At 65.0% G+C, this 13,166-nt stretch carries 10 protein-coding genes; 4 read left to right on the forward strand and 6 right to left on the reverse strand.

Going from position 1 to position 13,166, the window contains the following annotated elements:
- Positions 1-10: 10 nt before the first annotated feature.
- Together FPB55_RS14980 and FPB55_RS14985 are read right to left on the reverse strand one after the other, a co-directional pair.
- A complete protein-coding gene (locus tag FPB55_RS14980) occupies positions 11-1,063 on the reverse strand; it encodes a Gfo/Idh/MocA family oxidoreductase (protein ID WP_115294206.1) in 1,053 nt (350 codons plus the stop codon).
- 137 nt (positions 1,064-1,200) lie between these two features.
- Entirely contained in the window at positions 1,201-1,977 is a 777-nt protein-coding gene (locus FPB55_RS14985; RefSeq protein ID WP_115294205.1) for an IclR family transcriptional regulator, read from the reverse strand.
- Positions 1,978-2,172: 195 nt separating this feature from the next.
- On the opposite strand from FPB55_RS14985, the gene FPB55_RS14990 reads away from it, so the two are divergent.
- Positions 2,173-3,885, forward strand: coding sequence for an FAD-dependent oxidoreductase (locus FPB55_RS14990; protein WP_115294204.1), 1,713 nt, complete (start codon positions 2,173-2,175; stop codon positions 3,883-3,885).
- 38 nt (positions 3,886-3,923) lie between these two features.
- Here the strand turns inward: FPB55_RS14990 and FPB55_RS14995 are convergent, their stop codons facing one another.
- Genes FPB55_RS14995 through FPB55_RS15005 form a run of 3 tightly spaced genes read right to left on the reverse strand, consistent with a single transcriptional unit; the run spans position 3,924 to position 7,718 of the window.
- Positions 3,924-5,417: an aldehyde dehydrogenase gene (locus FPB55_RS14995; protein ID WP_115294203.1), complete on the reverse strand. Its 1,494-nt coding sequence runs from the start codon at positions 5,415-5,417 to the stop codon at positions 3,924-3,926.
- A 35-nt stretch (positions 5,418-5,452) separates the two neighbouring features.
- Entirely contained in the window at positions 5,453-6,835 is a 1,383-nt protein-coding gene (locus tag FPB55_RS15000; RefSeq protein WP_009685103.1) for an aspartate aminotransferase family protein, read from the reverse strand.
- Between the two features lie 40 nt (positions 6,836-6,875).
- Complete coding sequence (locus FPB55_RS15005) at positions 6,876-7,718, reverse strand: helix-turn-helix transcriptional regulator (RefSeq protein ID WP_029886066.1); 843 nt, start codon at positions 7,716-7,718, stop codon at positions 6,876-6,878.
- A gap of 279 nt (positions 7,719-7,997) precedes the next feature.
- On the opposite strand from FPB55_RS15005, the gene FPB55_RS15010 reads away from it, so the two are divergent.
- Both FPB55_RS15010 and FPB55_RS15015 read left to right on the forward strand, forming a co-directional pair.
- The gene (locus tag FPB55_RS15010; protein WP_115294202.1) at positions 7,998-9,398 is read left to right on the forward strand and encodes an APC family permease; all 1,401 of its coding nucleotides are present in this window, start codon (positions 7,998-8,000) and stop codon (positions 9,396-9,398) included.
- 69 nt (positions 9,399-9,467) lie between these two features.
- Complete coding sequence (locus FPB55_RS15015) at positions 9,468-10,403, forward strand: LysR family transcriptional regulator (protein ID WP_009685106.1); 936 nt, start codon at positions 9,468-9,470, stop codon at positions 10,401-10,403.
- On the opposite strand, the gene FPB55_RS15020 is transcribed toward FPB55_RS15015, so the two are convergent.
- Positions 10,373-11,584 (reverse strand): MFS transporter, encoded by a 1,212-nt coding sequence (locus FPB55_RS15020; RefSeq protein WP_115294201.1) that lies wholly within the window; start codon positions 11,582-11,584, stop codon positions 10,373-10,375. The genes FPB55_RS15015 and FPB55_RS15020 overlap by 31 nt on opposite strands.
- A 194-nt stretch (positions 11,585-11,778) precedes the next feature.
- On the opposite strand from FPB55_RS15020, the gene FPB55_RS15025 reads away from it, so the two are divergent.
- A complete protein-coding gene (locus tag FPB55_RS15025) occupies positions 11,779-13,152 on the forward strand; it encodes an 8-oxoguanine deaminase (protein WP_115294200.1) in 1,374 nt (457 codons plus the stop codon).
- Positions 13,153-13,166: the final 14 nt, after the last annotated feature.

Here is a 13,166-nt window from a genome sequence, read left to right on the forward strand (position 1 = left end):
AAAGAGGGTATCAGGCAATGTGCTCGGGCGCACAGGCGCGGCCGCTGGCGGCAGCCTGGCGGATCGCTTCGATCAGTGCCAGGGTGCGGCCAGCGTCGGCGGCATCGACCAAAGGCGGCTGTTCACCGCGGGCGACCCGCACGAAGTGCTGCAACTGCAGGGTCAATGCTTCACCGGCGAGTATGCTGTGCTGGTGCTGCAACAACGGTGTGTGCCACCCCGAACCCGGCTCGGCGTAGTGCCAGTGCTTGAGCTGAGGAATGCTCAGCGAGCCCTGGGTGCCGGCCAGCAGATAACACGGCTGGCCATCCTGGCGCGGGTAGACCGGGCTTTCACCCGAGTCGAGCTCCCAGCTCCAGGGCGCCGCTACGGCGTCCGAGCCGGTCAGGCTACCCAAGGCGCCATTGGCGAACTGCAACAGCACGGCGGCACTGTCTTCGTTGGCGAACCCCCGCACGTCGTTGCGGGTGAAGGCCTGCACCTGTACCACCTCGCCGCACAAGTAGCGCAGCAGGTCGAGGTCATGGATCAGGTTGGTCAGCAAAAAACCCGCCCCCGGCTCGCGGCGCCAGGCGGTGTCGAAGTAGCTGTCGGGCTTTTGCAACTGCCACAGTGCGGTGACATTGATCAGCCGGCCCAACTTGCCTTCGCTGATCACCTGGTGCGCCTTGGCGATCAATGGATTGTGCCGACGATGGTGGCCGACCAATACCGGTACCTTGCAGCGCCGTGACGCCTCGACCAGCGCCCGCACCTCCTGCAGTTGCACGCCCACCGGTTTTTCCACCAGTACCGGCACGCCGGCTTCGACGCAATCCAGCGCAGTGGCCACGTGCTGGTTGTTCGGGTTGGCGATGATCACCGCTTCGGGCTGCACGCGTTGCAGCATCTGCCGATGGTCGGCAAAGTACGGCACGCCACAGTCGACGGCGAAGGCTTCGGCCTGCGGGCCGGGGTCGGCCACCGCGCACAACTGGGCCTGGGGTACATTGCGCAAGTGCTGGTAATGCTGGCGGCCCATGATGCCAGCGCCGACCAGGGCGATACGAAGGGGTGCGTTCAACAGCCTGTCCTCTTGTCATTGTTGTGGTGCGAATATGAAACAGCGTTCCACAATTCACCCTCAGCAATTTAGAACCAGGTTCAACTTTTCAGAAGAGCCTGCTGAACAGACTGTGCGGTAATCGACCGGAATATCCCTCAGGCAAACAGTTCGCTGGCGTGGCTGGCGGCAGACAGTTCCTCGGTGGCCGCCAGCAATAGAGGGGCCAGCTCGGCCAAACGGCTTGGCGCCAGGCGTGCACTGGGCCCCGCAATGCTCAGCACGCCAGTCACCTCGCCGCTTTGCGGGCGCCGTACCACCGCAGCCAGCGCCGAGGTGCCCACCGCCGAGGTTTGCTCGACCCAGGCATAACCCCGCTCGCGGGCGCGGTGCAGGTAGGCGAGCAACTCATCGGTGGTGCGCGGCGCATTCGGGCCGAACTGGCCCGGGTCGGCGATGCCTTGGCGCAGCACCATCTGCAGCGCCTGCTCATCGTCCAGGCTGGCCAGCCAGGCGTGCCCGGAAGCGGTGTAGAACAGCGGCGCGTCGCGCCCCATGTCCGGGTCGTAACGCAACCCGGAGCGCGCGCCCTGGGACTTGGCGATCCAGGTCTGCCGCCCCCCATCGATGACACCAAGGCGCACCAGCTCACCGCTGTCCTGGGCCAGGCGGTCGAGAATCGGCTGAATGACATCGGCACCACTGCTGGCCAGGTAACGGAAGCCTTGGGCGACCAGCTTGGCCGACAGCTGATAGCGGCTGTTGTCACGGTTCTGCCGTACGTAGCCCAGCCGCATCAGCTCGGCCAGCATGCGGTGCGCGGCGCTTTTAGGGATATCCAGGCGCTCGGCCAGGGTTTGCAATGCCAGGCCCTGGGGCTCACCGGCAAGGCTCTCAACAAGATTGAAGGCGCGTTCGATCTGACTACCAGCCATGACACAGGTCCTTGCTACGTTTTGCGAATTCTAGAAGATGATTCCACATTGCCGACAGGGTACACATGCCAGCTCCTGCCAATTGTTCGATTATCGCCCGCTTGTTGCGCGGGCGGTCAGCCCTGCCCTTGCGGATCGACACGGGCCAAATAAGAATATAGAACCACGTTCCAATAACAATACAGGATTTGTGCGATGCCCCCTGCCCCCTTCGAAACCGAATGCGATGTACTGGTGATAGGTTCAGGCGCCGCCGGGCTGGCCGCCGCTGTAACAGCTGCCTGGCATGGGCAAAAGGTGATTCTGGTAGAAAAGGAGCCAGTGCTGGGCGGCGCCACGGCCTGGTCCGGTGGCTGGGCATGGGTCCCGCGCAACCCGTTGGCGCGCCGCGCCGGCATCGATGAAGACATCGAGCAGCCACGGACCTACCTGCGCAATGAGCTGGGTGCCCATTACGATGCCGAACGGGTGGACGCTTTCCTTGAAGCCTGCCCGCACATGGTGGCGTTTTTCGAGAAGCATACGGCGCTGCAGTTTGCCGACGGCAATGCGATACCGGACATGCACGGCCACACCTCTGGCGCCGCCGAAGGTGGGCATCAGGTGATTGCCGCACCGTACGATGCCCGCGAGGTGGGTGCACTGCTGCCACGCCTGCGCCAGACCCTGCGCGAAACCTCGTTCATGGGCATGCCGATCATGGCCGGCGCCGACCTTGCCGCGTTCCTCAACATGACCCGTTCGCCCAAGGCCTTGCTGCACGTGTGCAAGCGCTTCGGCCGGCACCTGTACCACCTGGCGCGCCATGGCCGGGCCATGCACCTGGTCAACGGCGTGGCACTGGTAGCGCGGCTGGCCAAGTCGGCGCAGGACCTGGGCGTGCAGCTGCAGGTGTCGGCGCCGGCCAAGCATTTGCTAGTCGAAGCGGGCCAGGTGTGCGGCGCGCTGGTGACGACCCCGCAGGGCGAGCAGCGTATCCGCGCCAAGGCAGTGGTACTGGCAGCGGGCGGCTTCCCTCACGACGCTGCCCGGCGCCGGCAGCTGTTCCCCCGCGACGCCAGCGGCCACGACACCCTGGCCCTGCCGCCAAAGGGCTGCTCTGGCGATGGCCTGCGCCTGGGCGAGGCAGCAGGTGGCGTGGTGGCCACCGACCTGCAGTCACCGGTGGCCTGGGCGCCGGTTTCGCAGGTGCCGCATGGCGATGGCACTGTCGGCCATTTCCCGCACATCATCGAACGGGGCAAACCGGGCATCATCGGGGTGCTGGCCAACGGCAAGCGCTTCGTCAATGAAGCGCACGGTTACTATGACTATGTGGCAGCCATGGTCGCGGCAGTGCCAGCAGACCAGGAGGTGTGTTCGTGGCTTGTGTGTGACCACCGTTTCCTGCGCCGTTATGGCCTGGGCCATGCCCGCCCGGCGCCACTGCCGGTGTGGCCGCATGTGCGCAGTGGCTACCTGAAACGTGGCGCCACACTCGAAGCGTTGGCGGTTGCCTGCGGCATCGATGCGGCCGGGTTGCGCGCCACCGTCGAGGCCTTCAACAGCCCTGCACGCCACGGCCAGGACCCGGCCTTCGGCCGCGGCTCCACCGCATTCAACCGCAAGCAGGGCGACCCGCAACACCCAGGCCCCAACCCGTGTGTGGCGCCGATCGAACAGGGCCCGTTCTACGCGGTGAAGGTGAAGCCGGGTTGCTTTGGCACCTTTGCCGGGTTGCGCACCGATGGCCAGGCACGGGTACTGGATGCCAGCGGCCAACCGATCACCGGGCTGTACGCGGCAGGTACCGACATGGCCAGTGTGTTCGGTGGCTGGTACCCGTCTGGCGGCATCAACCTGGGGCCCGCGTTGACCTTCGGCTACGTGGCCGGGCGGCATATTGCCGGGGTGCAGGCGTATGAGTGAGCGGCCGGCGGCAGGTCGTGCTTGCCGCCGGCCCGGGTTCAGCCGCGCAGCTGGTACCAGGTGGTCTTGAGCTGCGTGTACTTGTCGAACGCATGCAGCGACAGGTCGCGGCCAAACCCCGACTGTTTGCCGCCACCGAAAGGCACCGTGACATCCAGTGCATCGACCGTGTTCACCGACACGGTACCGACTTTCAGCGCCCGTGCCACGCGGTGCACCTGGTTGAAGTCGTCGCTCCACACCGAAGCCGCCAGGCCATAGATGCTGTCATTGGCCAGGCGCACCGCCTCCTCTTCACTGTCGAAGGCACTCACTGCCAGTACCGGCCCGAACACTTCTTCTTGCGCCAGGCTCATGCTGGCATCGACCTCGGCGAAGATGGTCGGCTCGATGTAGTTGTCCGAACCGCCGATATGCAACCGCCGACCGCCACACACCAGCCGCGCGCCCTCTTGCCGCGCGCGGTCGATGGCGGCCTGGATACGCGCTGCCTGGCCGGCATCGACAATCGCCCCGGCGCGGCTGGCCGGGTCCAGCGGGTTGCCAGGCTGCCATTGCCGGGCCTTGGCCTGCAGGCGCTCGATGAACTCATCGTGGATGGAACGCTGCACATACAGCCGCGAGTTGGCGGAACAGACCTCACCCTGATTGAAGAAAATACCAAAGGCCGCCTTTTCCGCAGCCAGGTCCAGGTCCTGGCAGTGCTCGAACACCAGGTTGGGGCTCTTGCCACCGCACTCCAGCCATACCTGCTTGAGGTTGGACTGCGCCGCGTATTGCATGAAGTACTTGCCCACCTGGGTGGAGCCTGTGAACACCAGGCAATCCACGTCTGGGTGCAGGCCCAGGGCCTGCCCGGCCTGCTCGCCCAGGCCCGGCACCACGTTCAGCACGCCTTCGGGCAAACCGGCTTGCAGGGCCAGTTCAGCCAGGCGCAAGGCCGAGAACGGCGACTGTTCGGCCGGCTTGAGCACCACGCTGTTGCCCGCGGCCAAGGCCGGGGCCAGCTTCCAGGCGGCCATGTCCAGCGGGAAGTTCCACGGCACCACCGCCGCCACCACGCCCAGGGCCTCACGGGTGATGGTGGCCAATGCATTGGCGGCGGTCGGCGCCACCTGGTCATAGAGCTTGTCCAGCGCCTCGCCGTACCAGGCAAATACCTGCGACGACCCGGGCACGTCGATGTTGTAGGCGTCCATGACCGGTTTGCCCATGTTCAGCGAGTCCAGCAATGCCAGCTCTTCGCGGTGGGCCATGATCAGTTCGGCCAGGCGCTGCAGCACTTGCTTGCGCTGCCCGGGGGCCATGCGTGCCCACGGGCCCTGCTCGAAGGCCTGCCGTGCGCTGGCCACGGCCAGGTCGACGTCGGCCTGGGCGCAGGCGGCGACCTGCGCCAGCACCTGGTTGGTGGCGGGATTGATGGCGGCAAAGGTCGCGCCACTTTGGGCCTTCACGGCTTTGCCAGCGATCAGGGCGCTGGCCGGCAAGTAGAGGTCCGCCGCGCGTTGTTGCCAGAATTCGAGGGTGTACATTTGTACTCCTTTCAAGCGGTTGTGCTGACGGACTGTCAGAGCTTGCCAACCAGGCGCGCCGTGCGGTCAACGGCGATGCGGGTTTTCTCCACCAGCTCATCCAGCTCGCTGTGGTTGGCGATCAAGGCCGGCGCCATGATCATCCGCCCCAGGGTGGAGCGAATGATCACCCCCTCCTCGAAGCCGAAGGTCCGGCACTGCCAGGCCAGGTCGTTTTCATTGGCAAAGCGCTTGCGGGTAGGCTTGTGCTCTGCCAGTTGCAGCGCCGCCACCAGGCCTGCGCCCTGCACCTGGCCAATCAGCGGGTGGTCGGCAAACACCTCACGCAGGATGCGCTGCAGGTAGGGGCCGGTGTCGTCCTTCACCTGGCGCACGATGCCTTCGTCACGCAGGGCTTTCAGGTTGGCGATGGCCACCGCCGCTGCCACCGGGTGGCCGGAATAGGTCAGGCCGTGGGCGAACACCCCGCCCCGCTCCACCAGGGCTTCGGCTATGCGCTTGCTCAGCACCAGCCCGCCCATGGGCACGTAGCCGCTGGTCAGGCCTTTGGCTATGGACAGGGTATCGGGCTGGAAGCCGAAGTATTCGTGGGCAAACCATTCGCCGGTACGACCAAAGCCACCAATCACCTCGTCGGCACACAGCAGCACATCGTACTGGCGGCAGATGCGCTGGATTTCCGGCCAGTAGCTTTCGGGCGGGAAGATCATGCCGCCTGCGCCCTGGAACGGCTCGGCAATGAAGCCAGCAACGTTTTCGGCGCCCAGCTCCAGGATTTTTTCTTCCAGCTGCAAGGCACAGCGGCGGCCGAACTCGGCCGGGCTCAGCTCACCGCCTTCGGCGTACCAGTAAGGCTCGTCGATGTGCGCCACATCCGGGATCAGCCCGCCCATTTCGTGCATGAACTTCATGCCACCCAGCGCCGTGGCCGCCAGGGTCGAGCCGTGGTAGCCGTTCCAGCGGCCGATCATGATCGTCTTGCTTGGCTGGCCGACCACCTGCCAGTAGCGGCGCACGGTGCGGATCAACACCTCGTTGGCCTCGGAGCCGGAGTTGGTGTAGATCGCGTGGCTGTAGTGCCCGGGCAGCAGGCTGAACAGCAACTCCGAAAGCTCGATCACCGCCGGGTGGGTGGTGTGGAAGAACATGTTGTAGTACGCCAGCTGGTCCATCTGCCTGGCGGCAGCGGCGGTCAGGTCGCGGCGGCCGTAACCGAGCTGGGTGCACCACAGCCCGGACATGCCATCCAGGTATCGCTTGCCCTCGCTGTCCCACAGGTGCAGGCGCTCGCCACCGACGATCACCCGCGGCCCTTCGGCGTTCAGCGCCTTCTGGTCAAGGAAGGCATGGATGTGGTGCGCGGCGTCGGCTGCCTGGTAGTCACGGGTCTGGCGTTGCGGGGCGAAAGGCGCATTCATTGTTGGTTTTCCTTTGCGGTGGGGTGCACGGCAGCGGCGCTCAGCGCCGCTTGCCCATATAGCTTTCCAGCGGGTCCTTGCCCAGCACGCCCTGGGCATTGGCCAGCGCGTCGATGAACAGGGAAAACAGCTCGGACTGGGTGCCGATATCGAGCTTGGCGTAGACGTTCTTGCGGTGCGACTTGATGGTGTCTTCCGACACGCCCAGGCGCTCGGCCAGCGACTTGGTCGAATGGCCGCGCAAGATCAGCTGGGCAATGCGGCATTCGCGCTCGGTCAGCAACGAGCTGCCGAAGTTGTTCAGCGCAGCGTGAATACGCTGCTCAAGGATGTTCTCGAAGCGCCCGGCACGGCTGTCGACGCCGGCGAAATGCTTGCCGAGTAGCGCCAGCACCCAGGGCGTGATGTGCCCGAACAGCGCCCGGGTTTGCGGGTCGAGCTTGTCGGTGAAGGCCAGCGACACGGCCAGGCTCTGGCCGGGGGCCAGCTGCAGGATGTAGTTGAGTTCGTCTGCCAGGTGCGAGTGGCGGTAGAACGACTGGTAGTACTCGCTGACCTCAAAATGGTCGGGGGCCACCTCGAACAGGCCGTAGCAGCCAGACCCCAGCTGCTCCACGCAAGCACCGTAGAACGGGTCGAGCAGGTAGAAACCCGACAGGTAGCGGCTGACGTTGCCCTCGGGCTGCCAGGGCGCCTTGTCGTCCTGCTCGAACAGCGCGCAGGGCATGCCGTAGTGCGGGTACAGGTACACCGTGGTGGCCTGGATCGGCCGGATCACGCCCAGTGCTGCAAACAGGTTGGCGGCAAAGCCAGGCCGGCCGATTGCCTCGGTGACCTTGGCCTGGTGCTCGAACCACTGTTCTGAAAGCAATTGGATAGTCACAGTCGGCCTGCCATATGGAGTAAGGCACCGCCGCCAGTGCGGTGCGTGGTTGGGCAGATACTCCCATGGCAGGGGAACCTGCGGAATCACCCTTTGGGGTGAGCCGGCTGGCCGCTGCCTGGGCTCACCCCAAAGGGTGATTCCGGGTGCTGGCGGGGTGTGGGAGCATCAACCCGCCCCAGCGCTGCGAGCCTTGCGCTCGACCTCCTTGCACGACACCCCCGGTAACGAGCCTGCTCGCCTACCGCGGTGGCCTGCATCCCTTTCCAGGAGTTAGCAATGCATACAACAACAAGTACAGCTCACCCCACCACCCCGCCCGCCACCACCCCGCCCGCCACCGCGCAACTTGCCGCCAGCAGCGGGCGTTTGCGCCAGTCCATGAGCATGACCGCCCTGGTGCTGTTCGGCCTGGCATACATGGTGCCGCTGGCGGTCTTCACCACCTATGGGCTGGTCACCCAGATGACCAAGGGGCACCTGCCCACTGCCTACCTGCTGACCCTCGCCGCCATGCTGCTCACCGCCTACAGCTACGGCCGCATGGTCCAGGCCCACCCCTACTCCGGCTCGGTCTACACCTATACCCGCAAGGCCTTTGGCAGCCACATCGGTTTCATCACCGGCTGGACCCTGCTGCTCGACTACATTTTCCTGCCACTGCTGAGCTACCTGCTGATCGGCATCTACATGTCGGAATACTTCCCGGCCATTCATGCCTGGGTGTGGGTGGCGGGGTCCATCGCGCTGGTCACCTTCCTCAACCTGATCGGCATCGAGTCGATCACCCGGGTCAACTGGATCCTGGTGGTGACGCAACTGGTGTTCATCGTGGTTTTCGTCGGCCTGGCCGTGCTCAGGCTGAGCGGCCAGGCCGAACCCGTTTCGCTGCTGGCGCCGTTCCACCACGACGGTTTCAGCGTGCCGTTGGTGATGACCGGCGCGGCCGTACTGTGCCTGTCATTCCTGGGCTTCGATGCGGTCTCGACCATGGCCGAGGAAACCAGCAACCCGACCTACCGTATTCCGCTGGCGATCCTTGCTGTGTCCCTGATCGGCGGCTTGCTGTTCCTGGTGGTGTCGTACTGCGCACAACTGGTCTTCCCCGATTGGGGCAGCTTTGCCGACCCGGACTCGGCCTCGGTGGACGTCATGCGCCGGGTAGGCGGCGAACTGCTGGTCAGCGCATTCACCGCCACTTACGTGGCCGGCTGCTTCGCCTCGGCCATGGTGTCGCAAGCCAGCGTGTCACGGGTGCTGTTCGCGATGGGCCGAGACGGCGTGCTGCCGCGGGCGTTTGGCCAGCTCGCAACGAAAAAGCGCGTACCGGCCACCGCCATCCTGGTGGTCAGCCTGCTGTCGCTGATTGCCCTGGTCATTACCCTCGACACCGTGGCCAATATGATCAGTTTCGGCGCACTGTTCGCCTTTTCGGCGGTGAACCTGGCGGTGGTCAAGCACTACCTCATCGACCGCAAGCTGCGCGGTGCCGGTAATGTGGTGCTGTACGGCGCCATACCGGGGCTGGGTTTTCTCAGCACGCTGTGGCTGTGGAGTAGCCTGACCAGCCTGTCGTTCAGCATTGGCCTGTGCTGGATGGGCATGGGCCTGCTGGTACTGCTGGGGCTTACCCGGGCGTTTCGGGTCACGTTGCCGGCCAGGCCAGGCGAAACTCATTGATGAAATCCACGTGCGAGGCTTCAATAGGCACACCCGAACCGGGAACCCAGTTCATCAAAGAAGCCACCCATGTACTCTTCCGAACGCCTCAAAGGCATTGACGTTTTCGTCGCCGTCGCTGACTTGGGCAGTTTCACGGCAGCTGCCGAGCGGCTCAACCTGACCAGCTCGGCCATCAGCAAGAGCGTGGCCCGGCTGGAGGCCCGCCTGGGCGCACGGCTGTTCAACCGCACCACGCGCAGCCTGTCGCTGAGTGAGGCGGGCGTGGTGTTCTATCGCACTTGCACCTCGGTCCTGGCCGACCTGGAAGAAGTCGAGCACACCCTGGCGGCCAGCGATGACCAACCCCATGGCAAAGTGCGGATCGAACTGCCCGCCTCTTACGGTCGCCTGCATGTGCTGCCGCTGATCCTCGACTTCATCCGCCTGCACCCGTTGCTGCAGCCGCATGTGTCGTTCTCCGACCGTTTCGTCGACCCGGTGCACGAGGGCATCGATATCGTGGTGCGCATCGGTGGCCCAGATGCCTGGCCGGCGGCGCTGGGCCACCAATACTTCGGTGCCCAGCGCCTGATGTTCTGTGCCGCGCCTGGCTACCTGGAAAAGCATGGCGTGCCGCAACACGAGCGCGACCTGGAGCACCACCACTGCGTGGGTTATGGCCACACCGACGGCCTTGTCAGCCCGTGGTATTTCAAAGGCCGCCACCCGGGCGAAATGGAGCGGCGTACCGTGCAGCCGCGCATTGCCGTGGGCGATGGCGAAGGCGAAGTGGCAGCGGTGCTGGCCGGCCATGGCATCGGCCAGCTACCCACCTGGCTGACCCAGCAGTACCTCGACCAGGGGCGCCTGGTCGAAGTATTGCCGGCGCTGGCCACCGACGGCTTGCCAATGAACCTGGTGTGGCTGAAAAGCCGCGAAGGGCTACCCAAGGTTCGCGCCTTGCTCGACTACCTGCTACCGCGCCTGGCGCCTCACGGCAGCCGGGCCTGCGCACCGGGCTGAGGCGCGAGCCGGCCCACCACGGGCACCAACGCCAGCGCCAGCAAGGCGATGCCAGCCGCCACGTAGCCCACGTAGCCGACCCCCAGGTGGGAGATGGTCATGCCACCCAGCACGGCCCCCAGGCCGATACCGGCGTTGGCCGCCGACACATTGGTGGTACCCGCCAGGGCTTGGGCATGGGTGACCGAACTCATCACCCGCACCTGGCTCACCGGGTACAGTGCCGTGTTGGCAACGCCCCACAGCCCCAGCGCCAGGCAGAACAGCACGGCCCCCTGGGCCAGCGGCACCAGCGCCGCCATGCCAATGGCCAACAGCACCAGGAACAGCGCGCTGGCCCTGAGCGGTGAGCGGTCCACGGCCCGTCCGCCGATCCAGTTGCCGAGCAAGCCGACCGCGCCAAAGCCCATCAGCCACCAGCCGGTATGCGCCGGGGCCACGCCCGCTACCCGCTGCAGCAGGTCGGCCAGGTAGGTGTAGCCCGTGAACATGGCCGTGAACACCACCACCGACAGCAGCACATTGGCCAGGAAAAAACGCTCTTTGAAAATGCGCGCCTGCTGCATGAAGTCGACTTTCGCCGTGCGCGCCACGTGCGGCATCCATACCCACATCGCCAGCGCCATCAGCAGCGACAACGCAGCCAGGATCCAGAATGCACCGCGCCACCCCACCGCCGTTGCTGCCACGGTCCCCAACGGGATACCCAGCAACATCGCCGCCGAGATACCCAGGTAGACCTTGGCAATGGCCTGCCCGGCCCTGTCGCGCCCAGCCAGGTGGCCGGCGGTTTCACTGGCGGTGCCCCAAAACACCGGCAGCGCCAGTGCCGGTATCACCCTGGCGACGGCCAGCACCCAGAAACTGCCGGAGGCAGCAGCCAGCGCATTGGCTGCGGCGAAGACCAGCAAAATGCCGATGAACAGGCGCTTGCGGTCCAGGTGCGCCAACGCCGCCGTCAATAGCGGGCCGGCCAGCATCACGGTGAATGCGAACAGGGTGACCAACTGCCCCGCCAGCGATATGGAAATACCCAGGTCCTGGCTAAGCGCGGGCAACAAGCCAACGATCAGAAATTCGGTGGTCACGATCAAAAAGGCTGAAAACGCCAGAATGGCAATGCTGATTGCAGCGTGCCGGCTGGGGGTGGCGACCCCAGGGCTTGGTTCGAAAGCGGACATCAAGACAGGCTCCAGAAATAAGGTCACCAGTCTATTGGTAAACTTAATTCGTATTTCTGGTGTTATTTCACTAATCGGATGACTAGATTTCATCAATCGAGCGTTGATGTATACAACTTTCAGGATTCCTGATTACATACGCGTTCGCCTACGACCTCGGTAATCGCCCAGGCGTATTGCGACGGGCTTAAGCCATGTCATTTACCGCTACCAAGAAAACCCTTCTCGTCAAAAACGCCCAATTGCTGGTCACCATGGACAGCGAACGCCGCGAAATCAAAAACGGCGGCCTGTACATCGAAGACAACCTGATCAAGCAAGTGGGCCCCAGCGATAGCCTGCCGCAGCACGCCGACGTGGTGCTGGACATGGCCGGCAAGGTGGTCATCCCGGGCCTGGTCAACACCCACCACCATATGTACCAGAGCCTGACCCGCGTGGTGCCGGCGGCTCAGGACGGTGAGCTGTTCAACTGGCTGACCAACCTGTACCCGATCTGGGCTCGGCTGACCCCGGAAATGATCGCGGTGTCGACCCAGACCGCCATGGCCGAGCTGATGCTGTCCGGCTGTACCACCTCCAGCGACCACCTGTACATCTACCCCAACGGCTGCAAGCTCGACGACAGCATTCATGCCGCCAGCGAGATCGGCATGCGCTTCCATGCCGCGCGCGGCAGCATGAGCGTAGGGCAAAGCCAGGGCGGCCTGCCGCCAGATGCAGTGGTCGAGAAGGAAGCCGACATTCTCAAGGAGTCGCAGCGCCTGATCGAGGACTACCACGATGCCAGTCACGGGTCGATGCGCCGTATCGTCGTGGCGCCCTGCTCGCCGTTCTCGGTCAGCCGCGACCTGATGCGCGAAGCTGCGGTGTTGGCGCGCCAGTATGGCGTTTCGCTGCACACCCACCTCGCCGAGAACGTCAACGACATCGCCTACAGCCGTGAAAAATTCGGCATGACGCCCGCCGAGTATGCCGAAGACCTCGGCTGGGTCGGCCACGACGTCTGGCACGCCCACTGCGTACAGCTCGACCAGCATGGCATCGAGCTGTTCGCCCGTACCGGTACCGGGGTTGCCCACTGCCCTTGCTCGAACATGCGCCTGGCCTCCGGCATCGCCCCGGTGCGCAAGATGCGTGACCACGGCGTTGCGGTTGGCCTGGGCGTCGACGGTTCGGCCTCCAATGACGGCGCCAGCATGATCGGCGAAGTGCGCCAGGCCCTGCTGCTGCAGCGGGTTGGCTTCGGCCCCGACGCCATGACCGCCCGTGAAGCGCTGGAAATCGCGACCCTGGGCGGCGCCAAAGTGCTCAACCGCAACGACATCGGCGCCCTGGCACCGGGCATGGTCGCCGACTTCGTCGCGTTCGACCTCGGCCATGTGGCTTACGCCGGCGGCCACCACGACCCGTTGGCCGCGCTGGTGTTCTGCACCCCGACCCAGGTCCACACCAGCGTCATCAATGGCCGCGTGGTGGTCAAGGACGGCCAGTTGGCCACGGTCGACCTGCCGCGGGTGCTGGAACGCCACAACCAGCTGGCCCTGCAATTGGTCAGCGGCGCCTGAACGCGACGGCAAGC

Source organism: Pseudomonas sp. BJP69, from assembly GCF_007633355.1.
Taxonomy (GTDB): Bacteria; Pseudomonadota; Gammaproteobacteria; order Pseudomonadales; family Pseudomonadaceae; genus Aquipseudomonas; species Aquipseudomonas juntendi.